Origin of the sequence: Sphingopyxis sp., from assembly GCF_050725655.1 — a bacterium.
Lineage (GTDB): Bacteria > Pseudomonadota > Alphaproteobacteria > Sphingomonadales > Sphingomonadaceae > Sphingopyxis.
Window position 1 is genome coordinate 46,528 of sequence record NZ_JBOHHT010000119.1, and the last position, 21,835, is coordinate 68,362.

General features: G+C 64.2%; 22 protein-coding genes. 14 read left to right on the forward strand and 8 right to left on the reverse strand.

Annotated elements, in window-relative coordinates:
* Positions 1-89 precede the first annotated feature (89 nt).
* The 3 genes from ACREBX_RS18920 to ACREBX_RS18930 all read right to left on the reverse strand — a co-directional run bounded on the left by ACREBX_RS18920 (position 90) and on the right by ACREBX_RS18930 (position 2,613).
* Positions 90-1,142, reverse strand: coding sequence for an RcnB family protein (locus tag ACREBX_RS18920; RefSeq protein ID WP_431563282.1), 1,053 nt, complete (start codon positions 1,140-1,142; stop codon positions 90-92).
* Between the two features lie 133 nt (positions 1,143-1,275).
* A complete protein-coding gene (locus tag ACREBX_RS18925) occupies positions 1,276-1,821 on the reverse strand; it encodes a (2Fe-2S)-binding protein (RefSeq protein ID WP_431563283.1) in 546 nt (181 codons plus the stop codon).
* Positions 1,822-1,848: 27 nt separating this feature from the next.
* Positions 1,849-2,613 (reverse strand): class II aldolase/adducin family protein, encoded by a 765-nt coding sequence (locus ACREBX_RS18930; protein ID WP_431563284.1) that lies wholly within the window; start codon positions 2,611-2,613, stop codon positions 1,849-1,851.
* Positions 2,614-2,915: 302 nt separating this feature from the next.
* Here ACREBX_RS18930 and rpsU point away from each other — a divergent pair, with 302 nt between their 5' ends.
* Positions 2,916-3,122, forward strand: a complete 207-nt coding sequence (gene rpsU / locus ACREBX_RS18935) for a 30S ribosomal protein S21 (protein ID WP_037510267.1) — start codon at positions 2,916-2,918, stop codon at positions 3,120-3,122.
* Between the two features lie 481 nt (positions 3,123-3,603).
* Positions 3,604-4,146 (forward strand): FKBP-type peptidyl-prolyl cis-trans isomerase, encoded by a 543-nt coding sequence (locus ACREBX_RS18940; protein WP_431563285.1) that lies wholly within the window; start codon positions 3,604-3,606, stop codon positions 4,144-4,146.
* Between the two features lie 36 nt (positions 4,147-4,182).
* On the opposite strand, the gene ACREBX_RS18945 is transcribed toward ACREBX_RS18940, so the two are convergent.
* Genes ACREBX_RS18945 through pyrE form a run of 5 tightly spaced genes read right to left on the reverse strand, consistent with a single transcriptional unit; the run spans position 4,183 to position 7,898 of the window.
* Complete coding sequence (locus ACREBX_RS18945) at positions 4,183-5,304, reverse strand: AI-2E family transporter (protein ID WP_431563286.1); 1,122 nt, start codon at positions 5,302-5,304, stop codon at positions 4,183-4,185.
* A gap of 18 nt (positions 5,305-5,322) precedes the next feature.
* The gene (lepB, locus tag ACREBX_RS18950; protein ID WP_431563287.1) at positions 5,323-6,159 is read right to left on the reverse strand and encodes a signal peptidase I; all 837 of its coding nucleotides are present in this window, start codon (positions 6,157-6,159) and stop codon (positions 5,323-5,325) included.
* A gap of 7 nt (positions 6,160-6,166) precedes the next feature.
* Entirely contained in the window at positions 6,167-6,568 is a 402-nt protein-coding gene (gene acpS, locus ACREBX_RS18955) for a holo-ACP synthase (RefSeq protein ID WP_431563288.1), read from the reverse strand.
* Positions 6,565-7,314: a pyridoxine 5'-phosphate synthase gene (locus tag ACREBX_RS18960; RefSeq protein WP_431563289.1), complete on the reverse strand. Its 750-nt coding sequence runs from the start codon at positions 7,312-7,314 to the stop codon at positions 6,565-6,567. The genes acpS and ACREBX_RS18960 overlap by 4 nt, the downstream gene beginning before the upstream one ends.
* Positions 7,311-7,898, reverse strand: a complete 588-nt coding sequence (gene pyrE, locus ACREBX_RS18965; RefSeq protein ID WP_431563290.1) for an orotate phosphoribosyltransferase — start codon at positions 7,896-7,898, stop codon at positions 7,311-7,313. Before pyrE ends, ACREBX_RS18960 begins: the two co-directional genes overlap by 4 nt.
* A 233-nt stretch (positions 7,899-8,131) precedes the next feature.
* Between pyrE and coxB the strand changes: the two genes are divergently transcribed.
* From coxB to ACREBX_RS19025, 12 genes are all read left to right on the forward strand, one after another.
* The gene (gene coxB / locus ACREBX_RS18970) at positions 8,132-9,253 is read left to right on the forward strand and encodes a cytochrome c oxidase subunit II (protein ID WP_431563291.1); all 1,122 of its coding nucleotides are present in this window, start codon (positions 8,132-8,134) and stop codon (positions 9,251-9,253) included.
* Positions 9,254-9,268: 15 nt separating this feature from the next.
* Positions 9,269-10,939 (forward strand): cytochrome c oxidase subunit I, encoded by a 1,671-nt coding sequence (gene ctaD / locus ACREBX_RS18975; RefSeq protein WP_431563292.1) that lies wholly within the window; start codon positions 9,269-9,271, stop codon positions 10,937-10,939.
* 186 nt (positions 10,940-11,125) lie between these two features.
* Positions 11,126-12,037, forward strand: coding sequence for a heme o synthase (locus ACREBX_RS18980; protein WP_431563355.1), 912 nt, complete (start codon positions 11,126-11,128; stop codon positions 12,035-12,037).
* A complete protein-coding gene (locus tag ACREBX_RS18985) occupies positions 12,034-12,183 on the forward strand; it encodes a hypothetical protein (protein ID WP_431563293.1) in 150 nt (49 codons plus the stop codon). The genes ACREBX_RS18980 and ACREBX_RS18985 overlap by 4 nt, the downstream gene beginning before the upstream one ends.
* Positions 12,184-12,191: 8 nt before the next feature.
* Positions 12,192-12,749: a cytochrome c oxidase assembly protein gene (locus ACREBX_RS18990; RefSeq protein ID WP_431563294.1), complete on the forward strand. Its 558-nt coding sequence runs from the start codon at positions 12,192-12,194 to the stop codon at positions 12,747-12,749.
* 80 nt (positions 12,750-12,829) lie between these two features.
* Positions 12,830-13,705 (forward strand): cytochrome c oxidase subunit 3, encoded by an 876-nt coding sequence (locus ACREBX_RS18995; protein ID WP_431563295.1) that lies wholly within the window; start codon positions 12,830-12,832, stop codon positions 13,703-13,705.
* Between the two features lies 1 nt (position 13,706).
* Positions 13,707-14,099 carry a DUF983 domain-containing protein gene (locus ACREBX_RS19000; RefSeq protein WP_431563296.1) on the forward strand — a complete coding sequence of 131 codons (393 nt, stop codon included), beginning with the start codon at positions 13,707-13,709 and terminating at the stop codon, positions 14,097-14,099.
* A complete protein-coding gene (locus tag ACREBX_RS19005; RefSeq protein WP_431563297.1) occupies positions 14,092-14,736 on the forward strand; it encodes an SURF1 family protein in 645 nt (214 codons plus the stop codon). Before ACREBX_RS19000 ends, ACREBX_RS19005 begins: the two co-directional genes overlap by 8 nt.
* 27 nt (positions 14,737-14,763) lie before the next feature.
* A complete protein-coding gene (gene thrC / locus ACREBX_RS19010; RefSeq protein WP_431563356.1) occupies positions 14,764-16,161 on the forward strand; it encodes a threonine synthase in 1,398 nt (465 codons plus the stop codon).
* A gap of 4 nt (positions 16,162-16,165) precedes the next feature.
* Complete coding sequence (locus tag ACREBX_RS19015; protein ID WP_431563357.1) at positions 16,166-17,044, forward strand: class I SAM-dependent methyltransferase; 879 nt, start codon at positions 16,166-16,168, stop codon at positions 17,042-17,044.
* Positions 17,045-17,211: 167 nt separating this feature from the next.
* On the forward strand, positions 17,212-20,196 hold the full coding sequence (locus ACREBX_RS19020; RefSeq protein ID WP_431563298.1) for a TonB-dependent receptor: 2,985 nt from the start codon (positions 17,212-17,214) through the stop codon (positions 20,194-20,196).
* A gap of 107 nt (positions 20,197-20,303) precedes the next feature.
* Positions 20,304-21,833 (forward strand): tryptophan halogenase family protein, encoded by a 1,530-nt coding sequence (locus ACREBX_RS19025; protein WP_431563299.1) that lies wholly within the window; start codon positions 20,304-20,306, stop codon positions 21,831-21,833.
* The last annotated feature ends 2 nt before the right edge of the window (positions 21,834-21,835 follow it).

Genomic DNA, 21,835 nt, shown 5'->3' on the forward strand with positions numbered 1-21,835 from the left:
CTACCGGTCGAAAGAGGACGATCCGGGAATAAAAAAAGGGGCCGGTCAAACCGGCCCCTTAGTTTGTCATCTGATAACCGAAAGGAATATTACCAGAAGAAATCGTGGATCACGTCGATCACTTCGCCCGAGTATGTGTCGACCAGAAGCGCGTCGTTGTAATAGCGGATCCAGCGCGTGCCCCCATAGGCGGGCGGCAGGCGGTAATAGCCGGGATCGTTGATCCAGTAACGCGAGCTATAGAAGAGCGAATTCAGGCTGAAGCCGATGCCGAACCGTGTGTATCCATAACCGCGATACGGGTTGTAATAACGCGGCAGGCGGTAATAGCTGCGGTTGCGGTCGCGATAGCTGCGCCAGTCGTAGCGGCGGTCGCTGCGCCAGTCGCGATTCCAGCGATCGCCCCGCCGGTCGTTATAACGCCGATCGACGCGATTGTTGTTGTTGCGGTCGTAACGCCGGTCGATCTGGCCGTCGCGGTTGCGATCGTAACGCCCGTCGCGCTGGTCGATGCGATTGTTGTTGTTGCGATCCCAGCGGCGGTCGAGGTCGCCGTTGCGATTGCGGTCATAACGCCGATCGACGCGGTTGTTGTCGTTGCGGTCATAACGCCGATCGACCTGGCCGTTACGGTTGCGGTCCCACTGGCGGTCGATGCGGCCGTCATTGTTGCGGTCATAGGCGCCGCCGCGCTGGCGCTGGACCTGCTGGGTCTGGCGCTGCTCGGTTTGCCGCTGCTGCCATTGCTGGCGTTGCTGATCGTTGCCGCGCTGCTGCCACTGCTGACGTTGCGCCTGACGCTGCTGATCGTTTCCGCGCTGCTGATCGTTGCCACGCTGCTGTTGCCACTGCTGGCGCTGGGCCTGCCGCTGCTGGTCATTGCCGCGCTGTTGCCGCTGCTGCTGGCGCATTTCGCTGCGCTGCTGGCGCTCGACCTGTGGCTGCTGGCTTTGCTGGCGCTGAGGTCGCGCCTCGCCACCCGAATTGCCACCACGGCGCACTTCGGGGCCGCGTGGTCCGCGATCCCCGCGGTCGCCGCGCTGCGCGATCTGGACCCGCTCGCCCGATGCCTGTGCGGCGGCCGGGGCGATCGGGGTCAGGATCGTTGCAGCGATCAGCAACCCTCCGAACATCTTCTTCATCTCGCCATACTCCAACTCATGTCCCGTGTGCTGGAGACGCCAGCTGGGATGATGAATCGATTCTTACTCTCCGCAAGATGATCGATGGCTGACCGCGCTGTTGCCTGCGGTTCAGCTAGATGAACGGCGATGCTCAGGTTCCGGGCGGCAGGCGGAGGGCCGGGACGGCGCGCGCGGCATCCTCGGGACGGATGCCCGGGGGGGGCGCGGCGGCGATGCGCTCCTCGCCGCGGACGACGCGTCCGGCAAGGCGGATCGCGGTGCGAATGCGCGGATAGGTGCCGCAGCGGCAGATATTGGTCATCGCCGCGTCGATCTCGGCATCGCTGGGATTGCTGTTCGTTCGCAGCAGCGCCGCGGCCGCCATGATCATCCCCGACTGGCAGAAACCGCATTGGGGCACCTGTTCGGCAACCCACGCCTGCTGCACCGGATGGCTGCGGTCGCGGGCGAGTCCCTCGATCGTCGTGACGAAGCGGCCCTCGCATTCGGCAATGGTGACCATGCAACTGCGAATCGCCTCGCCGTCGATATCGACGGTGCAGGCACCGCACTCGCCGGTGCCGCAGCCATATTTGGTGCCCGTCAGGTTCGACGCATCGCGCAGCGCCCACAGCAGGGGCGTTTCGGGTTCCATGCGATATTCGACCGGGCGGTCGTTGACCGAGAATCGCGTCATGTGGCTCCTGTTAGCCGACTGGCGGGATTAGTCACGCCAGCTTGTGTCGATCTTGTCGACCTTGCGCACCATCGCGTCGAATTCGGCTTTGCCCGCCTGGCCCGGGATAGAGGCCATGAACAGGTCGCGCTGGTGGACGGCGATGACCTCCTGCGGGACGGTGATCGGCTTGCCCATGCTCATCGTCGCCATCTGAATCTCGCAGGCGCGCTGGAGCGCCCAATATTTGATGAAGGCTTCGGTCAGCGTCTTGCCCATCACTACGGGGCCGTGGTTCTTGAGCATCAGGATGCGCTTGTTGCCGAGGTTTTCGACGAGCCGCTCGCCCTCTTCCTCGCGCACCGTCACGCCCTCGAAATCATGATAGGCGAGCTGGCCGGCGAAGTTGCAGGCGTAGAAATTGACCGGCTGCAATCCGCCTTCGAGCGCGCAAACCGCGACCGTCGCGGTCGTATGCGTGTGGATGATCGCGTGCGCGTCGGGCAGGGTGCGGTGGAACAGGCTGTGCTGGACAAAGCCCGCCTTGTTGACGTGCCAGGGATTATCCTCGTCGACCTTGTTGCCGTCGATGTCGATCTTGATCAGGTTCGACGCGGTGACTTCGCTGAAATGCAGGCCATAGGGGTTGATGAGGAAGGCGCCGTCCTCGTCGGGAATCTTCACCGTGATGTGGTTGAAGATCATCTCGTCCCAGCCCATCATCGCAAAGACGCGGTAACAGGCGGCAAGCTCCTGCCGCGCCGTCCATTCGGCTTCGCTATATTTGCTGTTGCGTTTGAGCTGGGTCGCCATGGCCTGTCCCTCATTATGATGTTAGTTTCGTCCTGCTACCTATGCCATAAGGTACGGGCACGATACAATCCCGAGAGCAGGCCCGAGAGCAGGTCCGAGTGCAGGCGGGGCGGTTCGATAGCGCGACGGGCGCGGTTCGCCGCGCGGGGGCTTGCATTTCGGCGCGAATCCCTCTAGTTGGCGGTGCATCGGAACGTCGCGTGATCGCGGCGCTCTTTTTATTGCCCTAATATCGGCGATTTATGGCGGACCGGGTATCCGGTTGCCGCAGATCGTTGGACGAACCGGAGACGACACGGCGTATGCAAATCATCGTTCGCGACAATAATGTCGACCAGGCCCTTCGCGCGCTCAAGAAGAAGCTGCAGCGTGAGGGTGTGTATCGCGAAATGAAGCTGCGCCGTCATTACGAGAAGCCCAGCGAAAAGCGCGCGCGCGAGCACGCCGCCGCCGTCCGCCGCGCCCGCAAGATGGAGCGCAAACGGATGGAGCGTGACGGTATCAAGTAAGACCGTCTCCCGTTCGGGATCCGGATCGTGAAAAGGGCGCCGCGGCAACGCGGCGCCCTTTTTCGTTGGATCGGGCGAGGGTGGTGGCTTTCGACCGATGGCGGCCGTTGATCCTCCCTGTGGCGAAGCCATGGGGAGGTGGCAGCGCGAAGCGCTGACGGAGGGGCTTTTGCGTGAGGTCGCGGCCCCTCCACCACGCCCTCCGGGCGCGGTCCCCCTCCCCATCGCTTCGCGACAGGGAGGATTCTCATCCTCGTCACCCCGGATTTGATCCGGGGTCCATGACTTCAGCGCCGCATGGATCCCGGATCAAGTCCGGGATGACGAAGGGAAAGAGCGAGACGTCCGCTTCCCACCCCAAAGCCGACATCGGCGCTCGCAAACTTCCGGCGTCTAATTGCCTCTGGACCCTTCCACGCCGCACCGCCTATAGGCTCGCCAACATTCGCGCCCGCGGGCGCCTGCGGAAGGATCAGCCAAGATGAGCGTAACGACGGTTCCATTGCGTCCGGTGAGCAAGGGCGGCCTGTGGCTGATGTGGTTTGGCCTCGCGGCGCTGCTGGTGGCGGGCGCGGCCTTTGCCTGGCACATGACCCCGCGCATCGGGTTCGAGGTCGTAAAGGAAGGCACCGGGCCGAGCCCGACCAAGGCCGACGTCGTGCTGGTCAAATATGAAGGCAAGCTCGACGACGGCACCGTCTTCGACGCCAACGAACAGGCGCCGATGCAGGTTGCGCAGGTCGTTCCCGGCTTTTCGGAAGCGCTGACGCGCATGAAGAAGGGCGGCGAGTACAAGATCACCATTCCGGCGCAACTCGGCTATGGCGACCGCGTGGTCGGTCCGATCCCGGCCGGCAGCACGCTGCACTTCGCCGTCACGCTGCTCGACTTCCGCTCGGAGGCCGAGGTTCGTGCGATGCAGCAGCAGATGCAGCAACAGCAGCAGATGATGCAGCAGCAACAGATCCAGGGTGGCCCCGGCGGCCCGGGTGGCCCGCCGCCGGGCATGCCGCCGCAGCGATAAGCGAGCGGTCCCTGGGAAACAAAAGCGGCGGCGGGCTTAGGTGCCCGCCGCCGCTTTCGTTTGGGCGCCATCGGCGTTGCGCTCGGCCTCGCGTTCCAGCGCGACCTTGATCATCGCGATGATCGGGTCGGCGAGGAACAGCCCCATCAGCCCGAGCAGCGCGCCGAACAAGATCTGCGCGCCGAGCACGAGCGCGGGGGCAAGGTCGACGGTCTTCTTCGCGACCATCGGCACGATCAGATAACCATCGACCGTCTGGACGATGAAATAGATGGCGATCGCCCACAGGCCGGTGTCGGTCCCCGCCGAAAAGCCGACGAGGACGAGGAGTACGCCCGAGACGATCGCGCCGATATTGGGAATGAAGGCGAGCAAACCGGTGAGCAGGCCCATCAAGGCCGCCATCGGGATGCCGACCGCCATGCAGGCGAGCCAGGTTCCGATGCCCTCGACCAGCATGCCGAGCAGACGCCCCGCCATCAACCGGCGCAGCGTGAAGCCCATGCGCGCGGTGGTGATGTAGAAATTCTCGCGGCTCTTCATCGGCAGCATCCACGCGACGCCGCGTTCGTAAAGCCGCGGCTCGATCGCGATGAAGATGCCGAGCACGAGGATCATGATCAAGCTGGTCAACCCCCCGAGAACCGTACCCACCGCTGCGGTGACGCGGCCGAACGTGCCGGCGAGATTGTCGGTGATCGTCTTGGTATCGAGTTGCAGATTGCCCATGCCATGGTCGCTCGCCCAAGCTGCGATCCGCTCGACCTGTCCCATCACGACGGTTTGCAATGTCGCGGCCTGATCGGCGATCTGCGAGCCCGCAAACATGATGGTCCAGATAAGGAAGACGAGCAGCGACAGGCAGACGATCAAAAGCCGCCAGCCGCGCGCAATCGGCAGCACGCGGCCGAGCAGGCGCGTTCCGCCGTCGAGCATCGATGCCATGACGATACCCGCAAAGATCAGCAGGATCGGCTGGATCAGGACGATGCATAGACCGATGAGCAGCGCGAGGCCGATCCAGACGCCGGCTTTCAGCAGTTCGGTGCGGACAAGCTGGCTGCGTATCTCGGTGGGGCCGGGGGCTTCCTTGTGCGCTTCTGCCTTGGCGGCGGCGCTGGCGGCGCGCGTTCCGGTTGTCTTCCTTGTCGCCGCCATGTCTTGTTCCCCGTTGTGTTAATTGCCCTGACGCTCGGGTCGCAGGTCGGTTCCCGCGCGCCCCGATCGCAAGGCACTAAACCAGCTCAATGGGTTATACCACTCGGCGGTTCCATCGGTCGAAAAACTGATGATCTCGGCGCGCCCGGCGATGGCGTCGAAGGGAACGGGGCCGCCCAGCCCCTTCTGGTCCGTGCCGACCCGGCTGTCGGCGCTGCCGTCGCGGTTGTCGCCCATCAGGAAGAGGTGGTCGGCGGGCACGGTGACCGGGCCATAATCGTCGGTCGCATAGCCGGGCCCCATATCTATCGTATCGAACGTCGCGCCGCCGGGCAGCGTTTCGCGGACAATAGGGAGTTCGAGCACTTCCTTGCCTTTCTCATCGCGGTTCACGAAACGGAACAGGCTGCTGTCGGGGCCGGGCAGATTGGGGTCGACCGGGATCGCCAGCATCGGCTGGACTTCGCGCTTCACCGGCTTGCCGTTGATGCCGAGTTCGCCGTTGCGGAGCTGGATCGTGTCGCCGGGCAGGCCGATCACGCGCTTGATATAGTCGATCCGCGTTACCGGATGTTCGAGCACGACGATGTCGCCTCTTGCGGGCAGCTTGCCGAACAGCCGGCCCTCGATCTTGGGCGCGAGGTGAAAGCTGACCGAGGAATAGGACCAGCCATAAGGATATTTGCTGACGATCAGCCGGTCGCCGTTGCGCAGCACCGGCATCATCGAATCGGACGGGATATAGAAGGGCTTGGCGACGCAGCTGTGGATGCCGAGCACGAGCAGCAGGATGACCACGACGTCGCGGATCAACTTGCCCCAGCTCCCGTCGTCCTTCGACTTGTCCTTCGCCATATTCGTGTCAGTCCTTGATTGCTTCGATGATGACAAAAGCCTGCGCCCACGGATGGTCGTCGGTCAGTGTCAAATGGATATGCGCGGTGTGGCCCAGCGGGATCATCTGCGCGAGCCGGGCGGCGGCACCGCCGGTCAGTGCGAGCGTCGGGGCACCCGACGGGGCGTTGACGACGCCAATGTCCTTCATGAACACGCCGCGCTTGAAACCGGTGCCCACCGCTTTCGAAAAGGCTTCCTTCGCGGCGAAGCGCTTGGCGTAGGTGCCGGCGCGGGTGAACGGCCGCCGTGCCGCCTTGGCCTTCTCGACATCGGTGAAGACGCGATTTTCGAAGCGCTCGCCAAAGCGGTCGAGCGATTTCTGGATGCGCTCGATATTGCAGAGGTCGGAGCCGAGGCCGATGATCACGGCGCGCCCCGCGCCTCGTCCATCAGCGCGCGCATCCGGCGCACCGCATCTTCCAGCCCGGTGAAGATTGCCTCGCCGATCAGATAGTGACCGATGTTGAGCTCGGCGAGCTGCGGGATCGCGGCGACCGGGACGACATTCTCATAAGTGAGGCCGTGGCCGGCGTGCGGCTCGATGCCGTTCTTCCATGCGAGCGCGGCCGCATCGGCGAGGCGGCGGAGTTCGGCGGCGCGTTCCTCGCCCTCGACATGCGCGTAACGGCCGGTGTGGAATTCGACGACGGGCGCGCGGAGTCGCATCGCTGCCTCGATCTGCCGTGCGTCGGGTTCTATGAACAGGCTGACGCGGATGCCGGCGTCGTTGAGCCGCGCGACGATCGGCGCGAGGTGGTTGTGCTGCCCCGCGGCATCGAGCCCGCCCTCTGTGGTGCGCTCTTCGCGCTTTTCGGGAACGATGCAGGCCGCATGCGGCATGTGGCGCAGCGCGATCTCGACCATCTCGTCGGTCGCGGCCATTTCGAGGTTCAGCGGCAGGTCGGTCGCGGCCTGGATTCGCGCCAGATCGTCGTCGCGGATATGGCGGCGGTCTTCGCGCAGATGTGCGGTGATGCCGTCGCCGCCGACCGCCGCAACGATCTCCGCCGCGCGCACCGGATCGGGATGCTCGCCGCCGCGCGCGTTGCGGATCGTTGCGACATGGTCGATGTTGACGCCGAGCCGCAGGCGGGAAGGGGCGCCGCCGCTCAAGCCGCCTTGCTCCGGCTGCCGGGCTTCACCGCCTCGGTGGCGGCGAGCGCTTCGGGCAGCTCACCCTCTGCATAGGTCGGGAAATTGATCGCGACGAGCGGATAGAAAGGCACGCCGAGTTCGACGTTGCCCGCCGAGCGATCGACCAGCGCGGCTTCGGCGACGACTTCACCGCCCGCGGCGCGTACCGCCTCCATCGCTTCGCGCGACGACAGGCCGGTGGTCACGACATCCTCGACCATCAGCACCTTGGCGCCGGGGTCGATCGTGAAGCCGCGGCGCAGTTCGAAGGTGCCTGTCGGCCGCTCGACGAAAATCGCGGGCTTGCCGAGCGCGCGGCCCACTTCATGGCCGATGATCACCCCGCCCATCGCGGGCGAGACAATGATGTCGATCGCCTGTTTCAGCTCGCGCGGCAGCTTGGCGGCGAGCGCGACGGCGAGCCGCCCGGCGCGTTCGGTGTCCATCAGCACGCGCGCGCATTGCAGGTAATATTCGCTGTGACGGCCCGAGGAGAGAAGGAAATGGCCCTGCAGCAAGGCGTCGGCGGCGCGGAATTCGGCCAGGATTTCATCATCGGTCATGGGAGAGTTGTTCTTTTGTCCAGTGCGTCGCCCATGATGGGCGACCGGGTTTTGGCGGCGAAGATTATCCAGCCGCAAAATAGTGTTAGAGATGCTTGAGGCAAGCGGCAAGCGGGTCTATAGCGCCCGCGAGTTTCAGCCCCTCCGCCGGCTGCCGCGACGCATGTCCGGCCGCTGCCGCAAAGGGGGTGGGGCATCAATAAGAACAACAGGCAACGGGCGGCACTATCCTTATGAAGAGCTTGAAAACCCTTGTAATTGCGGCGGCTTTGTCGCTGGGCGCGGTGGGCGCGGGGCATGCCCAAACGCCGGTATCGCCCGCGACGGCTCCGGCCGAAGCGCCCGCCGCAACGGCTCCGGCGAATCCGGCTCCGGCCACCGCCGATGCGGCTGCTCCGGCAGCTCCGGCAGCGGCACCGGTCGCGACGACCGCCGCGGTTCCGGCTGGCGATGCGACCTATGTCCCGATGAAGCCGACCCCCGGGGTTGGCCAGCCGGTCGACGCAGGCATCGATTTCCAGCCGCAGGTCAGCCCGGTCGGCGAACAGGCATATTGGTTCAACCATGTCATCCTGCTGCCGGTGATCACGGTGATCTCGTTGCTGGTTCTCGGTCTCCTGTTCTGGGTGGCATTCCGCTATCGCGCCAAGGCGAACCCGGTGCCGTCGAAAACGACGCACAACACCTTCATCGAAATCATCTGGACCGCTATTCCGGTGCTGATCCTCGCGGTGATCGCGGTGCCCTCGATCCGGCTTCTCGCGCAGCAATATGAGCCGCCGTCGAAGGAGGCGCTGACGATCAAGGTCACCGGCTACCAATGGTATTGGGGCTATGCCTATCCCGACCAGGGCATCGGCGAATATGTCTCGAAAATCCTGCCCGAGGACAAGGCCGTGGCCGCGGGCGAGCCCTATCACCTCGCCGTCGACAACCGTATGGTCGTTCCCGTCGGCCGTCAGGTGAAGCTGATCATCACCGGCGCCGACGTGATCCACAGCTTCGCGGTTCCCGCCTTCTGGACCAAGATGGACGCGGTCCCCGGCCGTGCCAACGAAACGACCTTCACCGCGAACAAAGTCGGCGTCTATTACGGCCAGTGTTCGGAACTGTGCGGCGTCGATCATGGCTATATGCCGATCGCCGTCGAAGTGCTTCCGGTCGACAAGTGGGAAGCGTGGGTCCGCTCGAAGGGCGGCAATCCGGCTGGTCCGGTCGTCGCGGCACCCGCTGCTGCTGCGCCGGCACCCGCTGCCGCCGCTCCGGCTGCGGCGCCCGCCGCGACGCCGGCTGCCGTCACGACCGAAGCTGCACCGGCAGCGGCGCCCGCCGCCGCGCCGGCCACCAAGAATTAATAAGGGGTCCGACAGATGACCGATATCGCAGCGACTGCACCCGCGCACGGCCACGGCCATGCGCATGACGACCATGATCACGACACGCCGGGCTTTTTCGTCCGCTGGTTCATGTCGACGAACCACAAGGACATCGGCACCCTCTACCTGATCTTCGCGATCGTCGCCGGCATCGTCGGCGGTGGGCTTTCGGGCATGATGCGCCTCGAACTCGCCGAACCCGGCGTCCAGTATCTTTCGGGCTGGGCGCATATGCTGGGCGGCGCGGGCGACGAGGTTGCGGGCAAGCATTTCTGGAACGTGATGATCACCGCGCACGGCCTGATCATGGTGTTCTTCATGGTCATGCCCGCGATGATCGGCGGCTTCGGCAACTGGTTCGTGCCGCTGATGATCGGTGCGCCCGACATGGCGTTCCCGCGCATGAACAACGTGTCCTTCTGGCTGACCGCGGTGGCCTTTGTGATGCTCTTCGGCTCGATGTTCGTTCCCGGCGGCAGCGGCAATGGCGCCGGCACCGGCTGGACGGTCTATGCCCCGCTGTCGACCAGCGGTTCGGTCGGACCCGCGGTCGACATGGCGATTTTCTCGCTCCACCTGGCTGGCGCGGCGTCGATCCTTGGCGCGATCAACTTCATCACCACCATCTTCAACATGCGCGCGCCGGGCATGACGCTGCACAAGATGCCGTTGTTCGTATGGTCGGTGCTCGTTACCGCCTTCCTTCTGCTGCTCGCGCTGCCGGTTCTCGCCGCCGCGATCACGATGCTGCTGACCGACCGCAACTTCGGCACCACCTTCTATGATGCGGCAGGCGGCGGCGATCCCGTCCTCTACCAGCATCTCTTCTGGTTCTTCGGCCACCCCGAAGTGTACATCATGATCCTGCCGGGCTTCGGCATGGTCAGCCAGATCATCTCGACCTTCAGCAAGAAGCCGGTCTTCGGCTATCTCGGCATGGCTTACGCCATGGTCGCGATCGGCGTCGTCGGCTTCATCGTGTGGGCGCACCACATGTTCACGGTGGGCATGAGCGTGAACCTCAAGATGTACTTCACCGCCGCGACGATGGTCATCGCGGTCCCGACGGGCATCAAGATCTTCAGCTGGATCGCCACCATGTGGGGCGGCACGCTGAGCTTCAAGACGCCGATGATGTGGTCGCTCGGCTTCATTTTCATGTTCACCGTCGGCGGCGTGACCGGCGTCGTGCTCGCCAATGGCGGCGTCGATACCAATTTGCACGACACCTATTATGTCGTCGCGCACTTCCACTATGTGCTGTCGCTGGGCGCGGTCTTCTCGCTCTTCGCCGGCTTCTATTACTGGTTCCCGAAGATGTCGGGCCGGATGTACAACGAGGTCCTTGGCCAGCTGCACTTCTGGGTCTTCTTCATCGGCGTGAACGTCATGTTCTTCCCCCAGCACTTCCTGGGCCAGCAGGGCATGCCGCGCCGTTACCCCGACTATGCGGAAGCCTATGCCTATTGGCACCTGATCTCGTCCTATGGCTATGTGATCATGGGCGTGGGCATGCTCTTCTTCTTCGCGAACATCCTTTACTCGCTGTTCGCGGGCAAGAAGGCGGCCGACAATCCGTGGGGCGAAGGCGCGACGACGCTCGAATGGACGCTGTCGAGCCCGCCGCCGTTCCACCAGTTCAACGAACTGCCGCGTATCGCCTGATAGCATTCGCCCCCTGCTGGATTTCGGCGGGGGGCGTTTTCCTTCAAGGCCAGCTTATATTATGTGCAACCATATCGAAGTCGTCATTGCGAGCGCAGCGAAGCAATCCAGAGCGGTTTACGCGCACTCTGGATTGCTTCGCTGCGCTCGCAATGACGCAGCGATAAAGACGGTTCTTCTTTGAATATGATGCAGAGCCTGACTCAAGCCGACACGGCGCTACCCGCCGACTGGCGCGACCTGTTCGCGCTGACGAAGCCGCGCGTCATGTCGCTGGTGGTGTTCACCGCCTTGTGCGGCCTGCTCGCGGCGCCGGGCAACGTGCCTCCCATCCTCGCTTTCTCGTCGATCCTCGCGATCGCGCTGGGGGCAGGGGCTTCGGGCGCTCTCAACCAATGGTATGAGGCAGGGCTCGACGCCAAGATGAAGCGGACCGCGGGCCGGCCGCTTCCCGCCGGTCGCCTTGACCCGCAGACCGCATTGCAGTTCGGCGTCGGCCTCGCGGCCTTTTCGCTGTTCCTGATGCTGTTCGCGTCGAACTGGCAGGCGACGCTGCTGCTCGCCGTCTCGATCCTCTTCTACGTCTTCGTCTATACGATGTGGCTGAAGCCGCGGACGCCGCAGAACATCGTCATCGGCGGCGCGGCCGGGGCATTCCCGCCGCTGATCGGCTGGGTCGCGGCCACGGGGTCGGTCGCGCCGCTGCCGGTGATGCTGTTCCTGCTGATCTTCCTGTGGACGCCGCCGCATTTCTGGGCGCTCGCGCTCTTCATGCGCTCGGACTATGCCGCCGCCGGCATCCCGATGATGCCGGTCGTCGCGGGCGAGAAATCGACGCGGCGCCAGATTCTCTTTTATGCGTTGATCATGGCGGTCGCCGCGATCGCGCCGTGGCCGCTCGGCTACACCGGCGCGCTTTATGGCTGGACCGCAGTAGCGCTCTCGGCCGTGTTCGTCCTGCTGTCGATCCAGGTCGGCACCCGGACGACGGGCGAGGGCGACCTGATGCAACCCGAAAAGCGCCTGTTCGCTTATTCAATCGCCTATCTTTTCATTCTGTTCGGCGCTGTCGTCGCCGACCATTGGTGGCCGCTATGACCGACGAACCGAATCTGGAACCCTTCGACGAGGCCGAATATCGCCGCCGTCAGCGCAGCCGTGCGAACCTGATGGCATGGATGCTCGGCGGGCTGGCGATCCTCTTCTTCTTCATCACTATCGCAAAGATGCAGATATTCTCATGATCGGGCGCATGTCCCCGAACGCGAAGACCGCAAGCCTGGCCGCGTTGATGGCGCTCGCGATGACCGCTCTCGGGTTCGCGGCGGTGCCGCTCTACGATCTGTTCTGCCGCGTCACGGGGTTCGGCGGTACGACCCAGCGTTACGACCCGGTCGCCGCGGCGGCCGAGCCCAAAATCCTGTCGGATACGATCTCGATCCGCTTCGACGCCAATGTCTCGCCGAACCTGCCGTGGAAATTCTATCCCGAGCATCCGACCGATACGGTCAGCGTCGGCGCGCGCGACATGGCGATCTTTATCGCCGAGAATAATTCGGCGCATCCCGTCGTCGGGACCGCCAGCTTCAACGTCACGCCCGACCAGGCGGGCAAATATTTTACCAAGATCCAGTGCTTCTGCTTCACCCAGCAACGACTGGAGCCGGGGCAGCAGATGCGCATGCCGGTGTTGTTCTTCGTCGATCCCAAGATCATGGACGACCCCGACGCGCGCGACGTGCAGGAAATCACTCTCAGCTACACCTTCCACCCTGTAGATGCGGTAGACGGGGGTAAAAAGGCGAGCTAAGGCCGCGAACAAGAGTCTAACAAGACCGGCAGATGATGGGGAATCATCATGCTGGGGCTGCTAAAAACGGGAAAAACGCCATGTCCGGTGCGAAACATCATGACTACCACCTCGTAAATCCCAGCGTCTGGCCGCTCATCGGTTCGGTCGCTGCGCTCGTGATGTTCTTCGGGCTCGTCATGGCGATGCACGCCGATTATTTCGGCGGCATCGGCAAATGGGTTCTCGGCCTCGGTTTCATGGGCGTGATCGCGACCTTCTTCAGCTGGTGGTCGGACGTCATCAACGAAGCCCACGCCGGCGACCATACCCCGGTCGTCCAGTTGCACCTGCGTTATGGCATGATCCTGTTCATCGCGTCCGAAGTCATGTTCTTCGTCGGCTGGTTCTGGGCGTGGTTCGACTTCTCGCTCTTCCCGGTGCCGATCGAATATGCCGAAGGCGCGGTCACCTCGCTGTTCGGCCAGGACGGCGCCGCCGCGATCACCATGTGGCCGCCGAAGGGCATCGAAGTCATCGATCCGTTCTCGCTGCCCCTGCTCAACACGCTGATCCTGCTCTGCTCGGGCACGACGATCACCTGGGCGCACCATGCGCTGATCCACGGCGACCGCGAGGGTCTCAAGAAGGGCCTGTGGCTGACGATCATCCTCGGCGCGGTCTTCTCGTCGATCCAGGCGTATGAATATATGCACGCGCCGTGGGGCTTCGGGCAGAGCAACTACAGCTCGGCCTTCTATATGGCGACCGGCTTCCACGGCTTCCACGTGCTCGTCGGCACGATCTTCCTGATCGTCTGCCTCGTGCGGACCTACAAGGGTCACTTCACCCCGACCCAGCATTTCGGATTCGAAGCCGCCGCCTGGTACTGGCACTTCGTCGACGTCGTGTGGCTGTTCCTGTTCATCATCGTCTATGTCTGGGGCGGCTGGGGCGCGCCGATCGCCGCGCACTAAATTGCCCGCTGGCGACAAATTTCAAAAGGGGCAGCCGCCGGTCTGGCGCGCTGCCCTTTTTGGTCTCTGCCCCGAATGCGGCGCGCCGACGCTGTTCGACGGGCCGGTGAAGTTCCGCGCGAAATGCGAAAGCTGCGGCCTCGATACCGGTCGCTACAATGTCGGCGATGGTCCCGCGGCGTTCCTCACGCTGATCATCGGCGCGCTGCTGATTGGGGTCGCGTTAACGCTCGACGCCGCCCTGCGCCCGCCATTGTGGGTGCATATCGTCCTGTGGATACCGCTCACCGCCGCCGCGGTCGTTTATGGCTTGCGCGTCGGCAAAGGCGCGCTGTTGGCAAGCGAGCATCAGCGTCAGGCAGCCGAGGGCCGTAAGGTGGACAAGAATGACTGAACCCGTCGAACAGCCCGCGCGGCGCTGGCCGCTGATCCCGACGATCCTTGTGCTCGCCGCGATCGCAGTGATGATCGCGCTCGGCGTCTGGCAGCTTCAGCGCAAGAGCGAGAAGGAAGCGCTGATCGCGCTCTATCAGCGCAATGTGGCGATGTCCTCGACCGTGGCTTATCCCGAACTGCCGCCCGTTCCCGACGCATTCCTCTATCGCAAGAGCAGCGTCGTCTGCCTCGAACCCGTGCGCTGGGATCCGCGCAGCGGCAACGACAGCAAGGGCACGTCGGGCATCCGAATGATCGCCGATTGCCGCACCGGCGCCGAGGGGCCGGGTGTGCTTGTCGATGTTGGCATCGGCGACGATTTTGCTCCGCCCAAATGGAGTGGCGGAACGGTGCAGGGTACGATCGTCCCCGGTCCCGAGCAGCCGACGGTCATGCAACGCGTCATAGGTAACTCGACGCCTGCGCGCGCGATGCTGATCGCCGATACGCCGGTGGCTGGCCTGCGCGCCAGCGCGGTGCCGTCGGCCGACGATACGCCCAACAACCACCTCGCTTATGCCTTCCAATGGTTCTTCTTCGCGATCGTCGCGCTGATTATCTACATCCTCGCGGTCCGCCGCCGCTTGCAGCCGTGACGGCGCGCCGCTAGGCGCTGTGCCGTGATGGACTATATCAGCACCCGCGGCTCTGCGCCGACCCTCGACTTTCGTGCCGCGACGCTCGCCGGCCTTGCCAGCGACGGCGGACTTTATCTGCCGGCAAAGTGGCCGCAGATGTCGGCCGACGAAATCCGCGCGCTCGCGGGGCTCGATTATGCGGAGACCGCGGTCCGCGTCATGCGGCCCTTCGTCGAGGGCGTGCTGAGCGAGGACGAACTGCGCGGGCTTTGCCGTGCCGCCTATGGCCGCTTCAGCCATGATGCGGTGACGCCGATGGTTCAGCTCGACCATCGCCACTGGCTGCTCGAACTGTTCCACGGCCCGACGCTCGCGTTCAAGGACGTTGCGCTGCAACTGCTCGGTCAGTTGTTCGAGAAATTCCTCGCCGGCGGCGATACGAACATCACGATCGTCGGCGCGACGTCGGGCGATACCGGATCGGCGGCGATCGAGGCGGTCGCGGGGCGCGAGCATATCCAGATCTTCATGCTCCATCCCGAAGGCCGCGTCAGCGATGTCCAGCGGCGTCAGATGACGACGGTGCTGGCGCCGAACGTCCACAACATCGCGATCAATGGCAGTTTCGACGATGCGCAGGCGATGGTGAAGCGGCTGTTCGGCGATGAAGAGGCGCGCAGCCAGCTCACGCTGTCGGCGGTGAACAGCATCAACTGGGCGCGGCTGATGGCGCAGGTCGTCTATTATTTCTACGCCGCGGTCCGGCTCGGCGGTCCCGACCGCCCGGTCGCGTTCAGCGTGCCGACGGGCAATTTCGGCGATGTCTTCGCGGGTTATGTCGCGGCGCAGATGGGCCTGCCGATCGCAAAGCTGATCGTCGCGACCAACGTCAACGACATCCTCCACCGCGCGCTGACCCGGGGCGACTATAGCGCCGGGACGGTCACCGCGACCGCGACCCCCAGCATGGACATTCAGGTCAGCAGCAATTTCGAACGGCTGCTGTTCGACCTGTCGGGCCGCGACGGCGCGGCGATCACCGGCATGATGGGCGAATTCGACACTAAACGCGCGATGACGATTCCCGCTGACATGCTCGCCGGCGCGCAAGGGCTCTTCTCCAGCGCGAGCATCGACGGCGATGCGATGGCGCTCGCGCTGCGCTGGGCGCAGGAACATGGCGGGCAGATCATCGATCCGCATAGCGCGGTCGGCCTCGCCGCCGCGCGCGCGCTTGAGATCGATGCCGACATTCCCGTTGTCACCCTCGCCACCGCACACCCGGCAAAGTTCCGCGAAGCCGTCGAGCGCGCGACCGGCGTGCGCCCGCCGCTCCCCGCACGGCTCGGCAATCTGTTCGACCGCGAGGAACGCTATACGCGCCTGCCCGGCGACTATGACGCGGTGAAGGCTTTCGTCCTCGCGGAAGCGGCGCGTGGCTGATCTTCTGCCCCTCGTCACGCTCATTGGCGAAGCGTGGGACGATTATGGGCTGGTCGACAGCGGGGGCGGGCGCAAGCTCGAACGCTATGGCCGCTATCGCTTCATTCGGCCCGAACCGCAGGCGATGTGGGCGCCCGCTCTGCCGCCGAGCGAATGGGAAGCGGCGGACGGCGAATTCGTTCCCGCCTCCGACGATGATGGCGGCGGCCGCTGGTATTACAACAAGTCCGTGCCTGCCGAAGGCTGGCCGCTCGCTTGGCGCGAAACGCGTTTCACCGCGCAGTGCACGCCGTTTCGTCATCTCGGCTTTTTCCCCGACATGGCCCCGGTGTGGGACTGGCTGCGCGACCGCGTCGCCGACAAGGCCGATCCCGCTTTCCTCAACCTGTTCGGCTATACCGGCGTCGGCAGCCAGGCGCTCGCCGCCGCGGGCGCGTCGGTGACGCACGTCGACGCATCGAAGAAGTCGGTCGGACAGGCGCGCGAGAACGCCGAGCTGGCCGGCATGGCCGACAAGCCCGTGCGCTGGATCGTCGACGACGCGGGCAAGTTCACGTCGCGCGAAGTGCGGCGCGAACGGCGTTACGATGCGATCCTGCTCGATCCGCCGAAGTTCGGCCGCGGACCCGGCGGCGAGCGCTGGCAGATCGAGGAGGGGCTTGCGCCGCTGCTCGCCGATTGCCGCCAGCTTCTCGATGAAGACAGCCGCGCGCTGTTTCTCACCGTCTATGCGGTGCGCATGTCGGCGCTCGCGATCGGCGAACTCCTCGCGCAATTGTTCGCCGACCTGCCCGGCAAGGTCGAGTGCGGCGAACTGGCGGTGCGCGAAGAGGCGCGGGGATTGCTGCTTCCGACCGCGATTTTCGCGCGCTGGAGCCGCTGATCGCGGACTTCGCCGTTATTATGTTGCATACGTTTGCGGCACAGAATCTGTAATATTGTGACCGAAATGCCACAGCCCATGCGTTGACAATGAGAACGTTCCCATTTAGATAACGTTCACATAACGGGAATGCCGCCAAAAAGAGCGGCTATTTGGGAGGAATGGGGATGCGGGCGTCTCAAAAGCAGTGGCTTGGCAAATTTCTGGTCGGCACGTCGGCGCTGTCCTTGATGGGCGTGGCGCAAGCGGCCACCGCACAGGAAGCGCCGGCCGAGGGCGAAGTGAACGGCGACGAGATCGTCGTCACCGGCATCCGCGCCAGCCTTGCCGCATCGGCCGACATCAAGCGCGAGGCGCAGGGCGTCGTCGACGCGATTTCCGCCGAAGACATCGGCAAATTCCCCGATACCAACCTCGCCGAATCGCTGCAGCGCATCACCGGCGTGTCGATCGACCGCCAGAATGGCGAAGGCTCGCTGGTGACGGTCCGCGGTTTCGGTCCCGAATTCAACCTGGTGACGGTCAACGGCCGCCAGGTGCCGACCGCGGTTATCGGCGATGGCGGCGGTCCGCCGTCGTCACGTTCGTTCGACTTCGCGAACCTCGCTTCCGAAGGCATCGCGGCGGTCGAAGTGTATAAGAGCGGCCGCGCCACGGTCGAATCGGGCGGTATCGGCTCGACGATCAACATTCGCACCCCGCGCCCGCTCGACAATCCGGGGCTGCGCGGCAGTCTGTCGGTCAAGGGTGTGTACGACACGTCGCGCAACGAAGGCAATCCGATCACGCCTGAAATATCGGGCATCGTCAGCACCACCTTTGCCGACGACCGGATCGGCATCATGATCGCCGGCTCGTACCAGAAGCGCAGATCGAGCACGAACACCGCCAGCGCAGGCTGGCGCGACGGCTATCTCGGCAACGAGAATAATTGGGGCTCGCTGGCGCAGCCGGGCACGCCGCGGGCGGCGAACATCACAAATCGGCCCGATCCAACCGACGTTTACCACGTTCCGCAGAGCGCCTCCTATGCCCTAGAAGACATCAACCGTGAGCGCATCAACGGCCAGGCCGTGCTGCAATTCCGTCCCAGCGACGATCTCACGGCAACGGTCGACTATATCTATTCGCGCAACACCGTCGAAACGCGGAACAGCAACGTCGGCGTGTGGTTCAACCACGAAGATACGTCGAGCGCGTGGACCGACGGCCCGGTCGCGGGACCGCTCTTCTACACCGAACGATTTGCAGCGCCGACCGGAGTCCCCGGACCGAACGCGCTCTATGGCGGCAAGGATTTGTCGTACAGCGGTGCGCTTACGGAAAACCGCGCCGAGAATAACTCGCTCGGTTTCAACCTGGAATGGAAAGGTCCGGGCGGCGTCACGTTCGAACTCGACGCGCATCATTCGACCGCCGAAGTGAAGCCGGTCAACCGCTTTGGATCGAGCATGTCGCTGGGCAATGCTGTCTTTGGCGTGCGCAACCAGACGGTGAATTTCGAGAATGACCTGCCGGTCATTTCCTATGACATGTTCCCCGGAATCGACCCGCTGAATCCGGCGCTTATCGCCTCGACGGGCAACGCCTTCCGCAATGCCTATTTCCGGAACCGGATCGATCAGGTCCAGTTGCGCGGTCAATATGACCACGATGGCGGCTTCCTCGACAGCATCGATTTCGGCGTATCCTATGTCGATAGCAAGGTGCGCTCGGCCTTCGGCACGATCCAGAATGACGATACCTGGGGCGGGGCGGGGCCGGCGGCGGATATTCCCGACGACATCTTCAAGCTGGTGACGCTTCCGGACAAATTCCCGGGCCTTGCGCAACCGGGTATGATCCAGAGCTTCTACAGCTTTGATTTCGAGCGGATGGCCGACCTGATCGAGCAGAAATATCAGGTGTGCAGCAACCCCGCGACGGGGTCGGCCCAGCCGGGCACATGCCTTGCCAATTTCAATACCGACCGGCGCATCAACGAAAAAACGCTGGCGCCCTATCTGCAGGTCGCGACCGTGTTCGACCTGTTCGAAAATCCGGCGCATTTTGTGGCGGGCTTGCGCTACGAGACGACCGATATTGCGTCGGCTGCGCTGGTGCCGGTGCCGACGACCACCCGATGGGTGGGCGACAATGAACTCAATGTCGTCTTTTCGGGGGACAGCGCTTTTACTAAGTTCAAAGGGTCGTACGACAATTGGCTGCCGGCGTTCGATTTCGACATCTCGCCAATGGAAAATGTCAAATTGCGTGCATCCTATAGCCACACGATTACACGCTCCAACTTTGCCAATCTGCAGGGCGGGCGCACGATCGATACGCTGTTCCGTGTCGGCGGCGGCACGGGCGCGCAAGGCAATCCCGGTTTGATCCCCTTCAAGTCGAAGAACATCGACCTGTCGGCCGAATGGTATTATGCGCCCGACAGTTATGTCTCGGTCGGCTATTTCCACAAGGATGTGAGCAATTTCATATCCACGACGCGGATCGACTCCAGCGCGTTCGGATTGACTACCCCGGTGAACGGGCCGCGGTGGAATGCTGCGGTTGCGGCGCTCGGCGCCAGTGCCACCGTCGGCCAGATCCGGCAGTATATTATTACGAATTTCCCCAGCACGGTCACGGGCAATATCATCAATGCCGCGCCGGGCGATCCGCTGGTCAATTTCGAGATCACGACACCGATCAACAGCGATCAGACGGCTGCGCTCAACGGCTGGGAGTTCGCGATCCAGCACAGTTTCTGGGATACCGGCTTCGGCGTGATCCTGAACTATACGATCGTCAACGGCGACGCGGTCTATGACAACACGCAGCCGTCGTCGGTGCCGCAGTTCGCGCTGCCCGGCCTTAGCGATAGCGCCAACGCGGTTGCCTATTATGACAAGAATGGCCTCCAGGCGCGCGTTGCTTGGAACTGGCGCGACAAATTCCTCGCGGGAACGGGGCCCAATCCCTCCTATACCGAGGCATATTGGCAGATCGACGCCAGCGCGAGTTACGAGTTCATCCCGGGCCTCACCGGATTTGTCGAGGCGATCAACCTGACCGGCGAAGGTCGGCGCGGGCACCTTCGTCACAAGAACAATGTCACCTTCGTCCAGCCCGGTTTTGCGCGATACTCGGCAGGGGTCAGGTTCAGCTTCTAAGGCGGGTGGGCCACGTCCGCCGGGTCGCAGGCAAGAGGGTCGCGCCTTTTTTCGGGCGCGGCTCTTTTGCGTGACGATGGCAGCAAGCTGGCTTAGGATCGACAGCAATGAATAGCGCGATCGAGAGGGTTGTCATCGTGGGCGGCGGGACCGCCGGCTGGCTCGCGGCTTGCCTCCTTGCCAGCGCGCGCCGCGCCGCAAAGCTCGACGTCACGCTGATCGAGGCGCCCGACATCCCGACGATCGGCGTCGGCGAGGGAACCTGGCCGACGATGCGCGCGACGCTGTCGGCGATCGGGATCGGCGAGGCGGAGTTTCTCGCCGCGTGCGACGGATCGTTCAAACAGGGATCGCGGTTCGACGGCTGGGTGACCGGCGCCAAGGGCGACCGCTATCTGCACCCGTTTACGCCGCCTCCCGCCGCACCGACCGCCGAGTTGCTCGCGGCTTGGCAGGCGGGCGCGCCCGACCTGCCGTTCGCGGCGGCGATGACCGCGCAGGCGCATGTCTGCGCGTCCGACCTTGCGCCGCGCCAACGCGCGATGCCCGACTATCAGGGGGCGGCGAATTACGCCTATCACCTCGATGCCGGAAAGTTTGCGGCGCTGCTCGCGATGCATGCGGTCCAGCGGCTCGGGGTGCGCCATATATCGGACCATGTCGTCGATGTGGCGCGCGACGATGAGGGCGGCATCGCATCGGTCGCGACGCGCCAGAACGGCGATATTGCGGGCGACCTGTTCATCGACTGCAGCGGGCATGCGTCGCTGCTGATCGGCAGCGAACTCGGTGTCGAGTGGATCGATCGCGGCGATACCTTGTTCAACGATCGCGCGCTCGCGGCGCAGGTCCCCGTTGCGCCCGGCAGCCCGATCGCGTCGCAGACGGTGTCGACCGCGCATGCCGCCGGCTGGATCTGGGACATCGGCCTGCCGGGACGCCGCGGTATCGGCTGCGTCTATGCCAGCCGCTTCATGGACGACGATGCGGCCGAGGCGACGCTGCGCGCCTATATCGTCCGCGCGCTGCCCGATGCACCCGAGGTCCCGGTTCGCCGCCTGACCTTCCCGACCGGGCATCGGGCACGGTTCTGGGAGGGCAATTGCATTGCCGTCGGCCTGTCGGCAGGGTTCATCGAACCGCTGGAGGCGTCGGCGATCGTGATGATCGAATTGTCGCTGAAGGCGCTCATCGACAATTTCCCGGCATGCCGCAGCGTCATGCCGATCCACGCCGACCGCTTCAACGACCTGTTCCGCTATCGCTGGGATCGCATCGTCGAGTTCCTCAAGCTCCATTATGCGCTCAGCCGGCGCGAAGAGCCCTATTGGCTCGCGCAGCGCGACCCCGCGCATATGCCGCCGCGCCTTGCCGGGATGCTGCGGCTGTGGCGCGACCAGCCGCCGTCGGCGTGGGACTTTCCGCGCGTCGACGAGATATTCCCGGCCGAAAGCCACCAATATATTCTCTATGGCATGGGCTATCCGGTGCCCGCCGATCTGCCATCGAGCGAGCGGGCGGCCGCCTTGCTCGCCGAGAACCGGCAGCGCGCCCGCGCGCTCGCCGCGGCGCTGCCCGCCAATCGCGACTATCTCGACGCCCTCGCGCCCGGTGCCCATAGCGCCGCCGCGCGATAGGA